General features: G+C 42.1%; 20 protein-coding genes. 13 read left to right on the top strand and 7 right to left on the bottom strand.

Annotated features, from left to right (window positions below):
* Positions 1-138 precede the first annotated feature (138 nt).
* Positions 139-900: a substrate-binding domain-containing protein gene (locus tag AC4MDD_RS01830; RefSeq protein ID WP_005401306.1), complete on the top strand. Its 762-nt coding sequence runs from the start codon at positions 139-141 to the stop codon at positions 898-900.
* Between the two features lie 123 nt (positions 901-1,023).
* On the opposite strand, the gene hchA is transcribed toward AC4MDD_RS01830, so the two are convergent.
* Complete coding sequence (gene hchA / locus AC4MDD_RS01825; protein WP_005401307.1) at positions 1,024-1,893, bottom strand: glyoxalase III HchA; 870 nt, start codon at positions 1,891-1,893, stop codon at positions 1,024-1,026.
* Positions 1,894-2,317: 424 nt separating this feature from the next.
* On the opposite strand from hchA, the gene AC4MDD_RS01820 reads away from it, so the two are divergent.
* Positions 2,318-3,175, top strand: coding sequence for a hypothetical protein (locus AC4MDD_RS01820; protein WP_490747354.1), 858 nt, complete (start codon positions 2,318-2,320; stop codon positions 3,173-3,175).
* 78 nt (positions 3,176-3,253) lie between these two features.
* On the opposite strand, the gene hemW is transcribed toward AC4MDD_RS01820, so the two are convergent.
* The gene (gene hemW / locus AC4MDD_RS01815; RefSeq protein ID WP_005401309.1) at positions 3,254-4,408 is read right to left on the bottom strand and encodes a radical SAM family heme chaperone HemW; all 1,155 of its coding nucleotides are present in this window, start codon (positions 4,406-4,408) and stop codon (positions 3,254-3,256) included.
* Positions 4,409-4,532: 124 nt separating this feature from the next.
* Here hemW and AC4MDD_RS01810 point away from each other — a divergent pair, with 124 nt between their 5' ends.
* Both AC4MDD_RS01810 and AC4MDD_RS01805 read left to right on the top strand, forming a co-directional pair.
* Complete coding sequence (locus AC4MDD_RS01810) at positions 4,533-4,994, top strand: DMT family transporter (RefSeq protein WP_005401310.1); 462 nt, start codon at positions 4,533-4,535, stop codon at positions 4,992-4,994.
* Between the two features lie 101 nt (positions 4,995-5,095).
* Positions 5,096-6,397, top strand: a complete 1,302-nt coding sequence (locus AC4MDD_RS01805; protein ID WP_155115835.1) for an MATE family efflux transporter — start codon at positions 5,096-5,098, stop codon at positions 6,395-6,397.
* 55 nt (positions 6,398-6,452) lie between these two features.
* Here AC4MDD_RS01805 and AC4MDD_RS01800 read toward each other — a convergent pair whose 3' ends face one another.
* Positions 6,453-6,662, bottom strand: coding sequence for a DUF1737 domain-containing protein (locus AC4MDD_RS01800; RefSeq protein WP_005401312.1), 210 nt, complete (start codon positions 6,660-6,662; stop codon positions 6,453-6,455).
* A 193-nt stretch (positions 6,663-6,855) separates the two neighbouring features.
* Here AC4MDD_RS01800 and AC4MDD_RS01795 point away from each other — a divergent pair, with 193 nt between their 5' ends.
* Both AC4MDD_RS01795 and AC4MDD_RS01790 read left to right on the top strand, forming a co-directional pair.
* Complete coding sequence (locus tag AC4MDD_RS01795) at positions 6,856-8,154, top strand: ABC1 kinase family protein (protein WP_005401313.1); 1,299 nt, start codon at positions 6,856-6,858, stop codon at positions 8,152-8,154.
* 129 nt (positions 8,155-8,283) lie between these two features.
* Positions 8,284-8,538, top strand: coding sequence for a type B 50S ribosomal protein L31 (locus AC4MDD_RS01790; RefSeq protein WP_005401314.1), 255 nt, complete (start codon positions 8,284-8,286; stop codon positions 8,536-8,538).
* A gap of 121 nt (positions 8,539-8,659) precedes the next feature.
* On the opposite strand, the gene crcB is transcribed toward AC4MDD_RS01790, so the two are convergent.
* Positions 8,660-9,037, bottom strand: coding sequence for a fluoride efflux transporter CrcB (gene crcB / locus AC4MDD_RS01785; protein ID WP_005401315.1), 378 nt, complete (start codon positions 9,035-9,037; stop codon positions 8,660-8,662).
* A gap of 389 nt (positions 9,038-9,426) precedes the next feature.
* Between crcB and AC4MDD_RS01780 the strand changes: the two genes are divergently transcribed.
* Positions 9,427-9,759 (top strand): HopJ type III effector protein, encoded by a 333-nt coding sequence (locus AC4MDD_RS01780; RefSeq protein WP_004691410.1) that lies wholly within the window; start codon positions 9,427-9,429, stop codon positions 9,757-9,759.
* 218 nt (positions 9,760-9,977) lie between these two features.
* Here AC4MDD_RS01780 and AC4MDD_RS01775 read toward each other — a convergent pair whose 3' ends face one another.
* Positions 9,978-10,538 carry a hypothetical protein gene (locus AC4MDD_RS01775; RefSeq protein WP_005401316.1) on the bottom strand — a complete coding sequence of 187 codons (561 nt, stop codon included), beginning with the start codon at positions 10,536-10,538 and terminating at the stop codon, positions 9,978-9,980.
* A 175-nt stretch (positions 10,539-10,713) separates the two neighbouring features.
* Here AC4MDD_RS01775 and AC4MDD_RS01770 point away from each other — a divergent pair, with 175 nt between their 5' ends.
* Positions 10,714-11,355 carry a class I SAM-dependent methyltransferase gene (locus AC4MDD_RS01770; protein WP_491882221.1) on the top strand — a complete coding sequence of 214 codons (642 nt, stop codon included), beginning with the start codon at positions 10,714-10,716 and terminating at the stop codon, positions 11,353-11,355.
* Between the two features lie 65 nt (positions 11,356-11,420).
* On the opposite strand, the gene AC4MDD_RS01765 is transcribed toward AC4MDD_RS01770, so the two are convergent.
* Entirely contained in the window at positions 11,421-11,894 is a 474-nt protein-coding gene (locus AC4MDD_RS01765) for a Holliday junction resolvase-like protein (RefSeq protein ID WP_005401318.1), read from the bottom strand.
* A gap of 123 nt (positions 11,895-12,017) precedes the next feature.
* On the opposite strand from AC4MDD_RS01765, the gene AC4MDD_RS01760 reads away from it, so the two are divergent.
* The 5 genes from AC4MDD_RS01760 to AC4MDD_RS01740 all read left to right on the top strand — a co-directional run bounded on the left by AC4MDD_RS01760 (position 12,018) and on the right by AC4MDD_RS01740 (position 17,400).
* Positions 12,018-12,662, top strand: a complete 645-nt coding sequence (locus tag AC4MDD_RS01760; protein ID WP_004977991.1) for a ParA family protein — start codon at positions 12,018-12,020, stop codon at positions 12,660-12,662.
* Positions 12,663-12,799: 137 nt separating this feature from the next.
* Complete coding sequence (locus AC4MDD_RS01755; protein ID WP_005401319.1) at positions 12,800-13,921, top strand: AI-2E family transporter; 1,122 nt, start codon at positions 12,800-12,802, stop codon at positions 13,919-13,921.
* A gap of 145 nt (positions 13,922-14,066) precedes the next feature.
* Positions 14,067-14,618: a superoxide dismutase family protein gene (gene sodC / locus AC4MDD_RS01750; protein WP_005401320.1), complete on the top strand. Its 552-nt coding sequence runs from the start codon at positions 14,067-14,069 to the stop codon at positions 14,616-14,618.
* Between the two features lie 217 nt (positions 14,619-14,835).
* Positions 14,836-16,986 (top strand): YccS family putative transporter, encoded by a 2,151-nt coding sequence (gene yccS, locus AC4MDD_RS01745; RefSeq protein ID WP_005401321.1) that lies wholly within the window; start codon positions 14,836-14,838, stop codon positions 16,984-16,986.
* A gap of 114 nt (positions 16,987-17,100) precedes the next feature.
* A complete protein-coding gene (locus tag AC4MDD_RS01740; RefSeq protein WP_004977999.1) occupies positions 17,101-17,400 on the top strand; it encodes a DUF3817 domain-containing protein in 300 nt (99 codons plus the stop codon).
* Positions 17,401-17,517: 117 nt separating this feature from the next.
* On the opposite strand, the gene craA is transcribed toward AC4MDD_RS01740, so the two are convergent.
* Positions 17,518-18,747 carry a chloramphenicol efflux MFS transporter CraA gene (gene craA, locus AC4MDD_RS01735; RefSeq protein ID WP_010327630.1) on the bottom strand — a complete coding sequence of 410 codons (1,230 nt, stop codon included), beginning with the start codon at positions 18,745-18,747 and terminating at the stop codon, positions 17,518-17,520.
* Between the last annotated feature and the right edge of the window lies 1 nt (position 18,748).

The raw sequence follows: 18,748 nt of genomic DNA, 5'->3' as shown, positions 1-18,748 counted from the left end.
TGTCCTGCAACTTCGCAGTTGCTATTGTTTTCTGTCCACATGTTTAAAAAATCATTTAACAAAAAAAATAATATAAAGATTCAAATACATCAGAAAAAAAATATGATCAGCGTTCAAATATCAATAAAGGAAATAACAATGTTAAAAATGTATAAGCTGAGCTACTATATCTTTCCGCTCATGCTGGGCTTTTTATCAATGGACACTATTGCGGCAATCAATGTTTATGGTCCAGGTGGGCCAGCACCAGCGATGCATGAAGCAGCGAAACAATTTAAAAATAAGACAGGGATAGATGTCCATGTAACCGCTGGTCCTACTTCACAATGGGCCGACAAAGCCAAATTCGATGCCGACGTCATCTATAGCGGTTCGGAAGCCATGATGTCAGATTTCGAAAGCGTATTTGCCAACAAAATCGTAAAGGACTCAATTGAGCCACTCTACTTACGCCCTGCCGCCATTTTAGTCAGAAAAGGTAATCCCAAACATATTCAAGGGTTTAAAGACCTAAGCAAACCAAACACTAAAGTTTTGGTCACACATGGCGCAGGCCAAGTGGGCATGTGGGAAGATATTGCGGGTAGAACCGGTAATATTCAGCTCACAAAATCATTCCGTAAAAATATCGCCATGTATGCACCCAATACAGGCGCAGCGAAAAAAGCATGGGAAGCGGACAGCAGCTATGATGCATGGTTAGTGTTTAATATTTGGGGGGTCAGTAATCCAGACATTGGGCAAATTATTCCGATCGAACCTGAACTGGTGATTTACCGTGATGCAGGTATCGCCCTGACACAACACAGTCTAAAAAATCCTGAAGCGAAAAGTTTTATTACGTTTTTAAGTTCTGCTCAAGGCAGTGCGATTTTTAAACAGTTTGGTTGGAACAAATGAGTGCTTAATTTTAATCTTTTTTCCACATAAAAGATCAGTTTCCAATCTTAAATACTAGAACTTTTAACAAGTAAATTGGACATAAAAAAGAGCGCCACGGCGCTCTTGATTGAAAAAATATAACTACTGAACCTCGGCCAAAAGCGCCTGTGCTGCCATTTTACCCAAAGTGTTTGAGGCCAAAGGACTATCTCCTGTAATTAACTTACGGTCTTGAATACACTGTCCCGACATCTCTTTATTGACCACTTCGACACTCAACTTTTCTAAGCGATCTGCCAGCAACCATGGTAATTCCCCCGGCATATAACCAATGTCTAAGTTTGCCCCTTGGTCGAGTGCGTCGGGGAACACACACATTTTATAGCCTTTAAAAATATAGTTTTCAGGGGTTTCATTAACCGCGGCAGCCAATAAGCCTGCTGGCCCATGACACAGCGAAATGACAAATTTATCTTTTGCCACCGCCCACTTCAGTAAGGTTTTTAAGTCTTCACTGTCAGGTAGACCAATTAAAGCACCATGCCCACCGGGAATAAGGACAGCCAAATAGGGAGAGTCATCACCTAAACTATTTTTCAGTACATCTGCCAGTTTTAAAGGTTTCTTAAATTGGGCTAAGTATTTTTGGAATGTTGCAGGCACAACAGCATCTTCATGGGGCATCGCCCACATTTCAAGTTTAACTGGATTGCCGGATAACGTCGCAATATCAATGTCAAAGCCCGCGCGGTCTAAATGATACATAGGCAGTAAAGTTTCTACTGGGTGGTTGCCTGTGGAGAAGAACTTGCCATTTTTCATCAGTAGATAACGCTCATCGCTTGCGACCATCAAAACTTTTTTATGCCCAATATAGGGTGTTGGATAGTCAGTTCCATCGAAGTCGGTTTTACTGGCGGTATATTGGGAAAGTGAATAAGGTGATGGAAAAAACGCATTATCTTCAGCTAAATCAGGGCTTGGATTACGGTCTTGGCTGGTCTGTGCCATGCTGATTCTCCTTTATTATTGCTTGGTTATTTTCAGTTTTACGAAACCTAGAGTTCTGTACCACAGCTCATTTATTCAGCATAACAAAGTTTCAACGTGGCTCTGTTTTAAGATGTAAATATAAGCTTGCCTATATGACAAGATAAACATTTGGACAATAAAAAACCCCGACATCCTGTCGGGGTTTTTCGTATTAAGTGCTGAGGTACGACAGGAGTCATACCTTCGTCCTTGAGCTAATCTTTATTGTTATTCTATTGGAGCATCCTGCTCTCTATGGTTCTATATTAAAAAACTTACATGCAGGCGTATAGGCGCAAAAAGCGGGAATTGATGTAAGCTAATTCGTACAAATTAAATAGAATTCATCTTATTATAAATTTTAAGACTTCCATAAAAATCTAAAAATACTCAGGATTAATCAATGATCACTTATGGTATCTACGGATATGAAATTACAAAAACTGCTGAATTAAAGGGTTTCAAACTGATCCCACGCTCTCAAAACCATAGAGAAGTTAAAAAATTAGCCGCAGATCGAGATCATTATCATTTAACGGGATTTCTTGAAATAGATGAAAATCAAATTTTAAATCAACACACTTTAATTTTTGATTTACAGGGTATCTTATCTTTTATTGATCAAAAGAATGTGATTATTACCCATCCCTTACGCCCGCATGAAACCGATCAAACATTAGATCAAGACTATCCCTTAAAAATTACTTTTATTGGACGATTAAATGGTATTGGGTCTTTGATTTTAAGAGATACAGTTAGCCCTGAATCTAGAAAAGATTGTATACAAAAAGCTCTCAATAATTTGAAAGAGTCTGACCAAAACCAAGGAGTTTTTCGTAGTGCTTTTTTTAAATCTATAGAGCCGTTTAGAGGCAGTGAGAGCTTCATTGATGTAAATTATTATCTGCTTTTTTCTGCATTAGAATCATTAAGTCGATATCATCTTGATGATTATGATTCAAAGAATGTCTCCACTCCTATTGCAAAATTTCTTAAGCCATATAACTTTGATATATCTCAAGACAATGTCAAAAATTTAACACAATCCGTTTCCACATATACCCATTTACGCAATGCTTTATTTCATAATGGAAAATTGGAATGTGAGCCAAATATAAATGGAACATATATAAAACTCGAAATGTCAGAATATTATGCTAATTTCAGTATGCTAGTCCCACTGGTGATGTTGAAATATATCGGCTTTGATGATGGTTATACTAATTGGAATTCTTGGCTTGATCGAATGCCATTTAAGTAATCATCCAAGTTAAAAAATTGGCTTGAGATCTTCACTCAAGCCATGATGGCAACTCACACAAGCATGGCTTTATAAAACTTAGATAAATTCTTCCAACACTGAGTTTAAAAATACATGCCCTTGCTCGGTACATGCTAAGCGCATGGCATCATCCACCATTAATTTTCGACTGCGTAGTGAGTCTAACGTTTCAGCCAAACTATCCAGATTCAAACCTGTACGCTGCGCATAATATTCAGCTGCAACCCCATCATTTAAACGCAAAGCATTCATCATAAATTCAAATGGAAGTTCGTCGGCTTCAATTCGCTTAAACTGTACATGCTCCGCAGGGACTTTCGCCAAATAGTCTTTGGGTAAACGAGTTTTTTGGAACCGATAAACCCCATCTGGCTGGGTCACTTTGGCATGTGCACCAGCCCCAATTGCTAAATAGTCGCCAAACTGCCAATAATTCAAATTATGCGCGGAAGGCTGCTCTTTACGCCATGCCGAAACTTCATAATTGATAAAACCCTGCGCTTTTAAATAAGCTTCACCTTGGGCTTGAATCTCTTCAAGCACATCGTCCACAGGTAAGACAGGCTTGGTTCTAAAGAACACGGTATTCGGTTCAATCGTGAGTTGATACCATGAAATATGGGTTGCACCATTGTCCACGGCCAGCTTTAAATCCAGTAAAGCTTGTTCTAAAGTTTGCTCAGGTAAACCATGCATCAGGTCGACATTAATGCGTTTAAAGCCTGCATCACGCGCAAGGTCAATCGCAGAAATCGCATCGGTATTGCTGTGAATTCGTCCCAATTTGGTTAAATGTTCAGTATTAAAACTTTGAACCCCTATCGATAACCGATTGATACCAACCGCCAAATAATCGGCAAAAGGATCATGTTCGACTGTACCTGGATTGGCTTCTAAGGTAATTTCACAATCCACCTCAAAAGGCAGTAGTGCTTTTAACTGGGCAAATAACCATTGATACCCTTGCGCTGAAATCAAAGACGGCGTTCCGCCGCCAATAAACACACTATGAATATGACGCCCTTGAGCAAACTCGAGTTGAGTTTTAAAGTCTTCCACCAAAGCATGTAAATATTCTTGCTCTAGATCTAAAGACAGTTTGCCATCTGGCACCGCATGCGAGTTAAAGTCGCAATAGGGACACTTACGCACACACCACGGCATGTGAATATATAAAGACAACGGAATATTTGCAGGATGTAAATCAGTCAAGGAAGAGACTCTAAAGCACAGCGGTAATCTTGCATATTTTAACATGACTGCATCAAGACACTTATGAAATCTGTGTCTATTTGGATTAGACTGATAAAAAGACAAGAAGAATGAATGGTTTAAAATGATGAAAATATCGAGCCACTTGCTGTTTATGCTACCACTGGCCTTTGGTATTGGCATTGCTATGACTTTTCAAACGGCGCTGAATACACAGCTCAGAGAATATTTTTACTCTCCACTACAAGCCGCATTGTTATCCTTCTTCATTGGAACCTGCGTTTTAGCACTTTTGGTTGTACTCCAACCTGTGGACAAACCGCAGTTACATGATTTTTCCAATATTCCATGGTACTTATGGCTCGGTGGTTGCTTAGGGGTTTATGCCATCAGTATAAGCATCTATACTGCGCCTAAATTAGGCTTTCTCACGTTTTCAGGTTTGGTTATTTTTGGACAAATCCTGACCTCGATGATTTTTGACCACTATGGTCTACTTGGTACCGAAAAAACCCCTGTCAATTGGCAGCGTTTACTTGGTGGCGTCGTAATTTTTATTGGTGTGCTTCTCACTTTACAACGCTGAATTTATTTAGACCAAGCACATGATGAATATGAGTAATTTTTGTGTCGACTACAAGTAAAATCACGTCCCATCGTTTCGAATTAAAAAAGTTATTGGTGTTAATGCTGCCCATCCTGATCACGCAGTTTTCTCAAGCGGGTCTCGGGTTGATTGATACCATCATGGCGGGACATTTATCTCCTACTGATTTAGCCTCGATTGCCGTCGGTGTCGGTTTATGGATACCAGTGATGTTGCTGTTCAGTGGCATCATGATTGCGACAACACCATTGGTGGCTGAAGCCAATGGTGCACGTACCCCTGAAAAAATCGCCACCATTGCCCGCCAATCCCTTTGGGTGGCCTTTATTTTGGGGAGCATTGCGGGTTTAATTTTACAAAGCATGCCGCTCTTACTGCCACTCATGGGTGTACCTGCAAACTTACTGCCGAAAGCCAGCCTATTTTTACATGCCATTGGCTTTGGCATGCCTGCGGTGACTATGTATGCAGCACTGCGTGGATACTCTGAGGCACTCGGCCATCCACGTCCTGTGACCGTCATTAGCTTAGCGGCCTTGGTTCTTTTGGTTCCACTGAACTTTGTCTTTATGTATGGTTTCGGCCCGATTCCAGCACTCGGTTCAGCAGGCTGTGGATTTGCCACTGCAATTTTACAGTGGATCATGTTTTTCACCTTAGCCGCTTATATTTTTAAAGCCTCGGCATATCAAAAAACTCAAGTGTTTAGCACTTGGGAGAAGATGGATCGCTACTGGATCGAGCGTATTTTAAAACTTGGTCTACCCATTGGCTTAGCTATTTTCTTCGAAGTCAGTATTTTTAGTACCGCTGCAATTATTCTCAGTCCATTGGGTGAAACCATTGTGGCGGCGCATCAAATTGCGATGTCGGTCACCTCTCAGTTGTTTATGATTCCGATGTCCCTTGCCATCGCCTTAACCATTCGTGTTGGGACCTACTATGGCGAAAAAAACTGGGAGGCTATGCGAAAGGTTCAAAAACTCGGACTGGCGACAGGTACAGTTTTGGCACTGATGACCATGCTGCTGATTGCACTGTTTCGTCCTGAAATTGTGGCGATTTATACCTCGGATCATGAAGTATCAGAAGTTGCGATGTATTTACTGCTGTTCGCACTCGCCTACCAGCTGATGGATGCTTGGCAAATTAGTGCCGCAGGCTGTTTACGCGGCATGCAAGATACCAAAGGCCCAATGTGGATCACAATGGTCGCCTATTGGATCGTGGCTTTCCCAGTCAGTATCTATTTGGCACGCTACACCAACATAGGTGCAGCAGGTGTTTGGATTGGACTGATTGTCGGTTTAAGCGTGGCGTGTGCCCTGCTCTTGCTCAGACTTTATAACAACAATAAACGCCTCAGTCAGGACTATCCATAAGTCATGCATGGCACTGAATAGGAAGGAGGCCGTTTCTTCTCCTATTCCAGCTATTTTACTGCTGTGCCAAAGCGTCTTTCAGACCTTGTGGCACTTCACTTTCATCCTCAACGTCTTTAACCACCACTTGCCCAACGATCACCTCACTACCATTAAAGGTCATGGTAGGTGAACCATACAGACTATAGCCTTCATTGAGTGCTTGGGTGACGCGCGCACAAAAATGCACATCATCCTTGCCTGTAAAATAACGATAAACTTTCATTTATTTCATACTCAAAATTTTTTGCACAGTGTAACGCGATTTTTAAATACAAAAGCATCCTGTGTGCAATTCACTCAACTGACCACTATTATTTAAATAGAAACATCAGCTTAACAATTTAAAGTAGGCAGTTTTGCATTTGTCGCCTATGATCAAATCTGAGATGTAATGAAGATGCCCCGAGGAATATCGCATGGCAAATACGACTCGTACGCCCGGTCGTCGCTTTATGAAACTTGCCAGCATGACGGCAAGTATCGCAACCAAGACTGTGACCAATTCAATTAAAAACTTCAATGCCGATGAAGATAAAAAAAATGCGGCGCGCAGTCAGCTTTTTCAGGACATTGGACTTCAAATTGCAGACACCTTAGGTGAAATGAAAGGTGCCGTGATGAAAGTCGGGCAAATTGCATCTCAATACAAAGATATTTTCCCGCCTGAAGTGGCACGTGCGATTAGTAAATTACAACGTCAAGCGCCTGCGATGCCTTTTCAAGAGATCAAAGCTCAAGTTGAAAAAGAACTCGGCAAGCCGCTCAATCAAATTTTTACAGCCTTTGAAGAACAACCCTTTGCCGCGGCCTCCATTGGCCAAGTGCATAAAGCCACTTTACCGAGTGGTGAGCAAGTTGTGGTTAAAGTTCAATATCCGGGTGTAGAAGAAGCCTGTGAAAGTGACTTAAAACAAGTACGTTTAGCGCTTCGCTTGATGGGTGTGCTCAAAATTGACCGTAAGCTGCAAGATCAACTCTTTATAGAAATTCAGGACAGTTTAGACAACGAACTAAACTATCAAATAGAAGCGCAAAACTTAGAGGTCGCACGTACCTTTCATCAAGCTTTAGACCCTAAAATTATTATTCCTCAAGTCTATAAAGACTATTCAAGCCGCCATATTTTAACCTTAAGCTTAGAGCACGGCGAAAGCATTGAAACTGCCAGTACATGGTCACAAGACACACGCAATGAACTGGGGCGTCGTTTATTTCGTGCCATTGGCCGTGAGATTTTCTTCTTAAAGCGCTTCCACTGCGACCCACATCCGGGCAACTTTGCTTTCCGAGAAGATGGTAGCGTGATCGTATATGACTATGGCGGTGTAAAAACCCTATCGACTGAAATCGTGATGCATTTTAAGCAGCTGATTCAAGCAGCGCGCGACAGTGATATCTTGGCCATGGAACAGCAACTGACTGCTTTGCACTCTATGTCTGAGCAAGGCAAGTTCCCTGCCGAACTGTATGAAGCATGGTTAGAAGTGCTCATGCGTCCACTGACCACTTTGTATGACTTTGCCGAAAACTCAGCGCATCATGATGGTATTGAACTGGTCAAACCATCGCTAAAATACTGGGATGTGTTTAAACCCTCACCCGATACACTAATGGTCAATCGCACAGTCTCAGGACATTATTGGAACCTGATTCATCTCAAAGTGCACGACAATCTCAATGATCTATTTGAAGAGTTGGTGCCACCTCCTGCCTAAATAAGAACTGCAGGCACGATAAAATCACTACAACTCAATAAACCCAGTTACATAAAGTCACTGGGTTTGTTTTGACTTATTTATTGTTATATTATAACATTTCAAAATAACACATTTAAGGAGAAGTCTATGCGTGCCAATATTCATCCAGAGTATCGTGAAGTTCTGTTCCACGACACCAATGCCGACGCGTTTTTCGTGATCGGCAGTACCTTACAAAGTCATCAAACTCGTGAGTATGAAGGCAAGGCTTATCCTTACGTCAGTTTGGATATTTCAAGTGCGTCACATCCGTTTTATACCGGTGAGCAACGTCAAACCAGTAATGAAGGTCGTGTTGCAAGCTTCAATAAACGTTTCGCGCGTTTCAAACGCTCACAATAATTTCATTTTTCTTTAAGCTATACGCGTTATAGTAAAGATATCAAGAAGCCTAAGACCTCCTCCAGCTTAGGCTTCTTTTTTATGCGTTCTTTTCTGGTTCTGATTTTGACCAGCTTTTTTCTTAATGTTTAAGCACACTATCCAACAGATAAAATCCGATCCCAAGCACAATGACACCCACCACTAAACTCGACAGTGCATAACTCAAAGCCAGCACTGTTTGTCCCTGTCTAAATAACTGAAAAGTTTCGAGGCCAAAACTCGAAAATGTCGTAAAACCGCCCAATATGCCCACCATCAAAAATAAACGCGCTTCTTGTTGTAGTACTGGAAACTTCTGGCTAAAAGCAAAGAAAATACCCGCAGCAAAACAACCGACGATGTTGATCCACCATGTCGGCCATGGAAAACTCATACTGGGTTTAAACAACCATAATCCGGCACCGTAGCGTAAACAGGCTCCTATTCCCCCCCCCATTGCCACCAAGATCCAATTCATTGACCTATCCTATTCTTTACAAAATGCGGTATGGATAAGTCCGAAGTTATCCACAGTTCATCAACTATAATGCTATTAAACCTGAATCAATCCTCGCACTTCAAGGTTTTTTAACATCGGTTGTTGATCCTTACATATCTTCTTGTCTCACTCTCATAGTGAGCATCAGCATTCAAACTCACACATGCTTTACATGGGATATTGAAAACCCACCATCGCCGAATATCTTTACTTCACCCTAGTGTGCTCTATGACCAAGACAACATAGATTCCCAAAATCACTAGCATCCGTTCTTCATGCAAAACAGACGGTTTTATCTCAGGTAAAAACTCCCAATCGTGCAGTTTTTGGGTATGATGTGGACATAAATTTAGTCGGAAATAGACGCATGGCACAGGTATTATTGGCTCAGCTTGCAGCGGGCGAAGCAAAATTTTCAGATGTATTGGCTTTTATTGAAGCAGCCTATACACATACACCAACTGCATTTAAAAATGGTTTGCAGCACAATGCGGCAACTGAAAACCAAGGCAGCGCAAAAGTGTTTTCGTTTGCACAACTTCAAGGTCTCGATCAAACGCAAACTTTAAGCCTATTTGCAGAACACTATGCTTCTGTTTTAGCCACACCTGATGCAACAGATCATCAAAATATTCGTCAGTTCATGTTGAATGGATGGGACGGTATTGAATTTGACGGTACGGCATTAACTGCAAAATAAAGATAAAAAACCACGTTCAAGTTACTTGAGCGTGGTTTTAAACAAATACAAGATTAATTTTATTATCAGATATTTATAAACACTATTAACATTGATACACCTATAAGCATCCACAGATTTGACCAATAGGTTTCACGTGGAGCAAGACGTCATATGGGTGTTAATCAACTATAAAACATTAAAACAGCACGATGAAGTAACCCAGCGCTACTTTCACATTACCCCTTTACCCGTTCAATCCATTGGATTGAGTTGACCCGAAATACTTCACACGCACCATCGCCCGTATCAGTCGGGGTTAAGGATGAGGTCCAGACCATATCTTTGTCTTTAATTTCAACCAACTCACCTTTTAAACGAACCAAATCACCACGTTTCACGTGTTTAATTTGTTTAGCAATTTCTGGGTTGGCTGGAATAATGTGCATATTCGACACCATTTGCATAGCTTGCTCGGCAGGCACAGGCAAACGATCGATTTTCCAGTTGAGATAACGGTCGTATTGATTCACCGTAATATGGCGTGCAATTTCAGGTTCAGCAAATAAGCCCCAACTCACGGCGTAGTCAATCGGAGAGAATTTGGCTTGTGCATCATCCGAATACATTTTAGAACCTAAAATTCGAAAATCACCTTTAAACGGTTTCAATACCGAAATCGATTGATCTTTAGAGGTCGGCGCTAAACCTTTGGCAATGTTGTAATCCACAGTGGCACTTGCACTGATGGGCAACAGCAAACTGCTGAGTAAACCGAGCAGGATAAATTTAGATTTCATTGCAAACCTCATTCCCATCGACCTAGGAAAATACGAACCAATTTCATCTTAGTCCAGTTTCCTGAAAAGAAGCTTATGAACTTAGTAACATTGTGAACGAATTATGCAGTCTACTTTTAGCCACAGCACTTTTCAGTTAGGCTAGAGCTGAAGAACAGAGCCCCAAAAAACAATCATGCTTTATAAATACTATCAACAGCACATCTTTCCGCATGTCCTGAATCAGGTCATGCAAGTACCAAGCTTAATGGACAAGCGCCGCGATCTGCTTTTGCCAATTCAGGGAGGGGTATTGGAAATTGGTTTTGGTACAGGACTGAATCTACCCTTTTATCAAAATGTCGATACTGTCTTTGCCCTTGAACCCAGTCCTGAAATTTATCATTTGGCTTTAGAGCGGGTACAAACAGCAGCATTTGAAGTGCATCATGTACAAGCCCGTGCGGAAAAGCTGCCTTTTGCTGACCAGACCCTTGAGCATGTGGTCAGTACATGGACTCTGTGTAGTATTGCTGAGCTAGAACTGGCTTTGGCGGAAATATTACGCGTGCTCAAACCGGGTGGCACCTTACATGTAGTCGAACATGTATTAAATACAAATAACCTTTATATTCAACGTCTACAACACTTACTCACACCTGTGCAAAAGCGTTTAGCCGATGGTTGCCATCTCAATCGAAACATTGAACAGGCCTTAAAAGCAGCAGGTTTTAATTTGATAGAACAACACTACTTTTATGCCGAAGGTATTCCTAAACTCGGACAATTGATGTTTTTTGCACGTGCTCAAAAGCCACACTCAAGCGATGGGTCATGATAGTCATGTAGAAGGTATCTGTTCTATATCAAGCAAGATACTTTCATGGGTAGACATTATCAAGCTTATTCGATCGTATCGAAGTCGATGCGGACCGTTTCAAAACGAACCCGCCCTGCTTGAATCGCTTGCGCAATGGCAACTTGTCCTTTGGTTAACCTCGCCCCACCGCTTTTAATATCAATGAGAACAATTTCAATATCCTCTGGTCGCCCTTCACCATCTCGTAGGTCGGTATAACCATCAAAGACCACATAGTCGACAGGATCACCCAAAAACTTGGCATCACTGGGTAAGTATTCAAACTGCGGCATAATCGGTGCCAGTTGCTCCGCCATTTTACCTTTGAGCACTGCACGACTGGTATTGACACTGCGCTTTTGTGCTTGAGCCAAAGCCTGCTGATGCTCTAGTTCTAATTCGGCAATGTAGCGCTCATATTCTGCTTTGATGCGTCCATTTCGGCTGTGACTTAAAATAAGGGTGGTCAATACCACACCAATTGCTGCACCGATCAACATTGCCATCCATATGGACATGGTTCTTTCCTAATTTTGTGCTACAGGTAGCAAGATTTAAACTTACAACTTTGGTTTGGTGTCATATGCGACACACAAAAGAATGATATGCTAGGGGTGAGCAGAATAAAATCATTTAAGGTCATGAAAACGATATTAATCGCCAACCAAAAAGGTGGCTGTGGCAAAACGATAACCGCAATCAATTTAGCTTCGGCACTCGCACAAAAAGGTTATAAAGTGGCTTTGGCCGATGCCGATAATCAAAAATCTGCTCGTCAGTGGTTAAAACAGCGTCCAGAGCAAGTGGCGCATATTCAAAGTTTAGATTGGCGCCATGAGAAATCGATTGGTGAAGTGCCTAAAAATATTGAATATTTAATTATCGATGCACCAGGTGCACTGTCTGGTGAGCATGCCGAACAACTGGTCAGTGAGGCGCACGCGATTGTGACCCCACTGCAACCCTCGTTTTTTGATATTGACAGTACCCGTCGTTTTTTAAAGCATTTACAAGACATTAAACGCATTCGTAAAGGCAAAGTGCAAATTTTGCTTTTGGCCAATCGTGTCAAAGCCAACAGCGCCAGTGCCAAAGACATCCAAGATTTTTTTGCGAAAATTGAACAGCAACCTGTAGCGTGGATTTCAGAACGTACTGCATATGGTCAGTTGGCAATGCAAGGTTTAAGCGTATTTGATAAAACACAAAAGAATTACCTCTCCATTCAAAGCCAATGGCAACCGCTACTCAACGCCATTGTCGATGATCCAAGTGCTTGGTTCTAAAATATTTTGCTATAGATAAAACGGGGCTATTCCCTATTTATAGTCGGTTATTCACGAGAACTTACCAAGGGTACGTTCTCGTGCGCATTTTTTTCAGTTAATATGACTTTGACCTTAGAGATATAGCAGTGAATACCGTGCAACGATACGCACCAGCCTTACAAAAAGTATTGTTATTTGGACTGATTTTTATTCTGTTCTATTTGAGCTTTCAAGTCCTGAAATACTTTATTGTACCTGTGCTTTGGGCTGCGATTATTGCCTACATCACATGGCCTTTATATCACTCAGTGCAGAAACTCTGTGGACCACGTCCAACCTTAAGTGCCACTATCATGATCAGTATGGTGGTGTTAGTTGTCGGTATCCCGCTGACCTTTGCCATCTTTATGCTGCAGCATGAAGGTCGTAATCTATTTTATGAACTGCAAAGACAAGTGTTCTCAGGTCATTTAGATGTTCCGCAATTTATTCGGGACTTGCCCATTATTGGCAAAGAAGTCACCCGTACTTTAAAAGAAATCAACACCGATCCGAACAGTATTGTACAAAATGTCTCGGGCTGGTTTCAAAGCCACTTAAATTATGGTCGTTTGGTGCTGAGTGAAATCAGTAAGAATATTTTTAAACTCTGTTTTGCGGTGATGTCGTTATTCTTCTTCTATCGTGACGGACAAACCATTTTAAATCAGGTCAGTAAAGCGCTAGAAATGGTGATTGGCCCACGTATCCACCACTATTTAGACACCATTTCCGAAACCACGCGTGCTGTGGTCTATGGAGTTGGCCTGACTGCAATTGCGCAAGCACTCTTGGCAGGCCTGAGCTATTTTGTTGCTGGTGTCCCAAACCCAATGGTACTGACCATTGTAACCTTTATCTTTGCACTCATTCCTTTTGGCCCACCTGTGGCATATAGCGCCGTGTCTTTATGGTTATTCTCTCAAGGGCAGACTATTGAAGCGATTGGAGTGATGGTGTGGGGGGTTTGTGTGGTCAGCACAGCAGACAATGTGATTCGCCCATTGGTGATCTCAGGTGCAACGCAAATTCCATTCTTACTGATCATGTTTGGTGTATTGGGTGGTTTAGCCAGCTTTGGTATGGTCGGCTTATTTGTCGGCCCCGTGATTCTAGCGGTACTGTTAGCCATTTGGCGAGAATGGCTACATGAACAAGTCCATGACCCCCTAATGATGCCGAAAGCGACATTGGCTTATGATCCACCTGAAGAGCCTTTAGATACGCCCAAAAAATAAGTTCAGTGAAATGACTTGAGCGCATGCTTTCCTCTAAAGTATGCGTTTTTTTATGTCAGATACAAAAACGCTGTACGGACAACATTGAACCGAAGCCCTGCCTTTGTTTGAATGGTTCTGAATTTTAAGGAAAAAAGGATCCAACATGTTGTCTTCTGCTTTCAAACTAAGCGCACTTGTGACTTTAATCGGTTTAGGGACTGTGGCATGCACCACTACTCCCACTGAAACCAATACGATGGTTAAAGATGTCGATGTACACGCCGTTTCAACTGCAGGTGTGGGACAAAAAATTGGCACCATTCGTTTTATTGATAGCCCTGTTGGTTTGGCGATTCAAACCAATTTGACTCAACTTCCACCCGGCCCACACGGTTTTCATATCCATGAAAAAGGTTCGTGTGATGTAGCTGAAAAAGAAGGAAAACCTGTGGCTGCTTTAGCCGCTGGGGGACACTTTAACCCAGAAAAAGCGCCAAACCACGGCACACCACTCAATGGCCATATGGGTGATTTACCAATCTTGAATGTCGACTCAGCAGGTAATGCAAAAGTCAATTTACTCGCTCCTCGCTTAAGTTTAGCCGACGTTGAAGGCTTAGCCGTAATGGTACATGCAGGTGGTGATAACTATTCAGATACCCCTAAACCACTTGGCGGTGGCGGTGACCGTATCGCCTGTGGCGTGATTAAGTAACTCTATCGCCCCGTGCACTGTGAATAAAGTAGTGTTCTGACCTCGTATCTGTGGATAAGTTTCGACTTATACACACAATGCAGCGGAGTCATGTTCCGCTGCATTTTTATTGTCATAGGTGAATTTCTGATGTGATGGACCACAGCATTAAATTGACAGTGCCCTGAAAAAAGTTCAGGCTAAAACTAAAATAAAACTAAGCCTAGACTATTACATCGTGAACAATCTTCGTCAGTGGTTTCAGTCCTTTCAGTCCAATGCAATTTTTATGTATTGCTTGCAAATTTTGATTGTGCTGAGTGGTACAACCTTAGGTTTATATTTCTTAGGACTGCAACAGCTCATCGTTCCGACCACATTAGGTGCAATTGCAACAGCCCTGACCGACTTCGACGATCGGCTCAGTATTCGTCTCAGAAACCTTGCCTATGTCTGTGTCTTGTTCTTTAGCGTCAGTAGCATCTTAGATTTTTTGCATCCTTATAAATTCTTCTTCATCTTATATTTATCACTGTCTAGTGCTTGTTTTATTTTACTGGGGGCACTGGGGCAACGCTATGCAGCGATGAGCTTTGGCACCATTCTACTTTCCCTATACAGCATGTTTGGCCTAGGTGAATATTCGGTTTGGTACTTTCAACCCAGTTGTTTTGTCTTGGGAGCATTGTGGTATGGCTGTACCGCCATTGTGTTTTATATTCTTAAACCCACCTTGGCCGTTCAGGACAACTTAGCCCGCTGTTTTAATCAAGTCGCCGATTTGCTCAACGCAAAAGCACGTCTATTCGACCCAGACAATCGAGACAATGTAGAAGCGCTGCTCTATGATTTATCCTTACAAAACAGTACTGTGGTACAAAGTTTTAACCACACCAAAAGCTCACTACTGACGCGACTAAAAGCATCTCGCGCCAACCAAAATATAATTTATTGGCTCAACCTCTATTTTCTCGTTCAAGACATTCATGAACAAGCCAGCTCTAATTATTTGCACTATGAGCAGTTACATCAAAACTTTAGCCGAACTGATCTCATTTTTCGTATTCAAAAAAATATTCGACTGCAAGCCCTTGCCTGTCAGGCTTTGGCACGGTGTATTTTGAACAATCAAACCTATGTATCAGATCCAACGACCACTCAGGCGTTGCTGAATTTACACAGTTCCATGCAGGACTGGATTCGAGATCATCCACACAATATTGAAGTCAAAAATCTACAACTGATTTTAAATAATTTGGACAGTGTGCATGAACGTTTTCAGCACCTCAACGAACTACAATCGCGCCAAGAACAGCGTTATCAACAGCATATTGATAACCTCAATTTATATGATGATGATATCCATGATTGGCATGATCTGTGGCTCAAACTCAGTCAACATCTCACCCCCCAATCCGCACTGTTTCGCCATGCGGTGCGTATCGCCTTTGTCTTTACTGTAGGTTATGGCATCTCACTGCTACCCTTTGCGCAACATGGCTATTGGATTTTGCTCACCAGTTTATTTGTTTGCCAAATGCGTTATTTCGCCACCAAAAGCCGCTTAAAAATGCGAACCTTGGGCACTATTTTGGGCGTTGTCTTAGGGGTTCCACTGCTGTATTTCGTCCCAAGTATTGAAGGACAACTGCTACTAACCATTATTTTTGGCGTGTGCTTTTTCTATCTCAGTTCCAAGAAATATGCCATGGCGACCCTTATGGCAACACTCATGGTGCTGCTGATTTTTAATTTAAAAGGTGCAGGTTATGCCATTATTTTACCGCGAATTATAGACACCCTCATTGGTTGTGCCATTGCTTGGTTCGCAGTGAGTTTTATTTGGCCGGATTGGGACTTCCGCAATATTTCCAACACCATTAAAAAAGCATCCGATGCAACCCTCAACTATTTCAATGCCATCTGTGAGCAATATCAACACGGTAAAAATAATAGTCTGGCTTACCGCAGTGCGCGTCGTACTGCGCATAATGCCCAAACCGAACTGGCGAACATGATCTCCAGTCTCAGTACCGAGCCCAATCCCAACCCAGAACTGGTACATCATGCTTTTCGCTACTTGGTATATAGCCACAGTCAACTCAGTTATATTTCTGCTTTGGGAAGTCACCGAGATTTGGTGCAGGATACGCAAGTGTTGGAACTGATGCTGTGGTGTCAAAATACGCTGAATCATGTACTGCTCCATCAGCAGGCATTAGCTGAACTCGACATCCAGCAAAAACTGGCAGAGATTAAAAGCCTAAATGCGCAAGAAACAATGAGTCCGAATTTACACTTGGTCCTCAAACAAATCAGTCTACTACTGGAAACTCTGCCCGAATTGCTGAAGTTAAAAACTGAACTGCTGGCCCGAGACATTAAATAAAACGGACGATACAACGAAGATCTTTAAAAGCGTCATGATGTACGGGTGTATTGTGGTTCATTTTTATCTGGTTCTTGCGTACACTCGAGCTTCATTCTCATAGATTTTTTGACCATGAACATTCAGACATTACGTGTTGTAGGATTTTTAGAAGGGATTTCTTTTTTACTGTTGTTATTCGTTGCGATGCCAATGAAATACATCTTTGATAACCCGATCCTAGTCAAATACGTGGGTATGGGGCATGGCGTATTATTTATCTTGTTTCTCATCGTGCTGTTTGTGGTCTGTGAAAAACAAAAATGGTCTTTGAAGATGTTTATTTTAGGTTTGATCGCTTCAATCTTACCTTTTGGGCCTTTTGTGTTTGATGCCAAAATTAAAAAATTGGAACCAGAGCAAGCTGAAGCCTAAGTTTAAAAAAACTGGCTTTAAAAAGGATTTTTTAAAGCAGTAATAAAAAAGCGCCCATTCAAATGAATGCGCGCTTTTTTTATAATGTGAACTTAGCTGAATTCAGCGAATAAAATCTTAGTAAACACCACTCTCAAGACGTTTTTGCATCACTTTTTTCACGGTCGCACGTGGAAAGCTAAACCACAACGCAATTAAACTGAGGCAGACCAAACTGTAGGCCCAAAGACCAAATGCCACATAAGCCATACGCACCAGTTCAATCACGAAGAAAAACGTAAACATCATCAGTACCGAAACGGCTGCGGCAACCGTCCCTTTGGACACCTCCGATGACATCAACGCAAAGCGATATAACACCGAAAAACTGATACCTTCGCCAAAGCTCACCAAAGTCATCCCCACAATCAGTAACGGCAAGAAATAGCTTTGGAAAATGGTGCCGAGCACCACCAACAGCGTACCGACGAACATTAAAGGCAAACCGAGTAACACAGTTTTACCGAGTGCCATTTTGTCGATGACTTTAATCAATACAATGTTGCCCAGAATGAGACCGCCCAAGACGGGGAACTGTGCCAAGCCATATTGCATACTGCTCAAGCCAAGTTCTTCTACCAAGATCACAGGCGACAGCGCAATCCACAGCATCAAAGGCATCGCGACCATCGGTAGGCCAAAGGTGAGCGCCAAAAAGGTCTTATTTTTATAGACCGTTTTATAGTCATCCCAAATATAGCGCAGCGGCTTTTTAGAATGACGCTGTTGTGTCGCAGGCATTTTGGCTTTTAAACCAAACCAACTTAAAAAAGCCAAAAAGGCGATGCCAATAAAGCCCCAATGCCATGACACATGGTCAATCATAAACGCGCCCACTACAGGGCCAAGCAGCGGTGCCAGCAGAGAAATATTGGCCATGAGTGCCATGACTTTAATGGCATCACGCTCTTCAAAACTTTCCTGTACTGCGGCATAACCCACAGCAGAAATCATCGATAGTCCCACGCCTTGTAAAAAGCGGAGCGCCAAAAAAGACTCAATATTTTGAGTGAGTAAAATCGCGAGGCAAGTCAGCACAAAAAATGCCACACCTGCAAGCAACACTTTTTTACGGCCTAAACGGTCTGAGAGTGGTCCAAGCAGCCACGCGACACAAGCACCGCCCAGTAAGTAAAAGGACATAGAGGATGGTGCCCACGCACTGCTTACTCCAAAGTCTTGGGTAATCGCGAGCATAGCAGGCTGGACTAAATCGTTACCGATATAGACCGAAAATTCGAATAAAACCAATGTCAAAGGAAACATCAATGTGGCACGGCTTAACTTTAAAGTTTGTACGTTTTGCATT

Source organism: Acinetobacter sp. CAU_H_29a_1 (assembly GCF_058599505.1).
This window is presented reverse-complemented; position numbering and strand designations above follow the sequence as displayed.

Excerpts from the sequence above, each read along its gene's own strand:
- AC4MDD_RS01740 (WP_004977999.1), top strand. The coding sequence starts at position 17,101 with ATGAACATTCAGACATTACGTGTTGTAGGATTTTTAGAAGGGATTTCT.
- AC4MDD_RS01805 (WP_155115835.1), top strand. The coding sequence starts at position 5,096 with ATGCTGCCCATCCTGATCACGCAGTTTTCTCAAGCGGGTCTCGGGTTG.
- AC4MDD_RS01820 (WP_490747354.1), top strand. The coding sequence starts at position 2,318 with ATGATCACTTATGGTATCTACGGATATGAAATTACAAAAACTGCTGAA.
- AC4MDD_RS01790 (WP_005401314.1), top strand. The coding sequence starts at position 8,284 with ATGCGTGCCAATATTCATCCAGAGTATCGTGAAGTTCTGTTCCACGAC.
- AC4MDD_RS01830 (WP_005401306.1), top strand. The coding sequence starts at position 139 with ATGTTAAAAATGTATAAGCTGAGCTACTATATCTTTCCGCTCATGCTG.
- AC4MDD_RS01765 (WP_005401318.1), bottom strand. The coding sequence starts at position 11,894 with ATGTCCATATGGATGGCAATGTTGATCGGTGCAGCAATTGGTGTGGTA.
- AC4MDD_RS01780 (WP_004691410.1), top strand. The coding sequence starts at position 9,427 with ATGGCACAGGTATTATTGGCTCAGCTTGCAGCGGGCGAAGCAAAATTT.
- AC4MDD_RS01760 (WP_004977991.1), top strand. The coding sequence starts at position 12,018 with ATGAAAACGATATTAATCGCCAACCAAAAAGGTGGCTGTGGCAAAACG.
- AC4MDD_RS01770 (WP_491882221.1), top strand. The coding sequence starts at position 10,714 with ATGCTTTATAAATACTATCAACAGCACATCTTTCCGCATGTCCTGAAT.
- crcB (WP_005401315.1), bottom strand. The coding sequence starts at position 9,037 with ATGAATTGGATCTTGGTGGCAATGGGGGGGGGAATAGGAGCCTGTTTA.
- AC4MDD_RS01775 (WP_005401316.1), bottom strand. The coding sequence starts at position 10,538 with ATGAAATCTAAATTTATCCTGCTCGGTTTACTCAGCAGTTTGCTGTTG.
- sodC (WP_005401320.1), top strand. The coding sequence starts at position 14,067 with ATGTTGTCTTCTGCTTTCAAACTAAGCGCACTTGTGACTTTAATCGGT.
- craA (WP_010327630.1), bottom strand. The coding sequence starts at position 18,747 with ATGCAAAACGTACAAACTTTAAAGTTAAGCCGTGCCACATTGATGTTT.
- hchA (WP_005401307.1), bottom strand. The coding sequence starts at position 1,893 with ATGGCACAGACCAGCCAAGACCGTAATCCAAGCCCTGATTTAGCTGAA.
- AC4MDD_RS01800 (WP_005401312.1), bottom strand. The coding sequence starts at position 6,662 with ATGAAAGTTTATCGTTATTTTACAGGCAAGGATGATGTGCATTTTTGT.
- AC4MDD_RS01795 (WP_005401313.1), top strand. The coding sequence starts at position 6,856 with ATGGCAAATACGACTCGTACGCCCGGTCGTCGCTTTATGAAACTTGCC.
- AC4MDD_RS01810 (WP_005401310.1), top strand. The coding sequence starts at position 4,533 with ATGATGAAAATATCGAGCCACTTGCTGTTTATGCTACCACTGGCCTTT.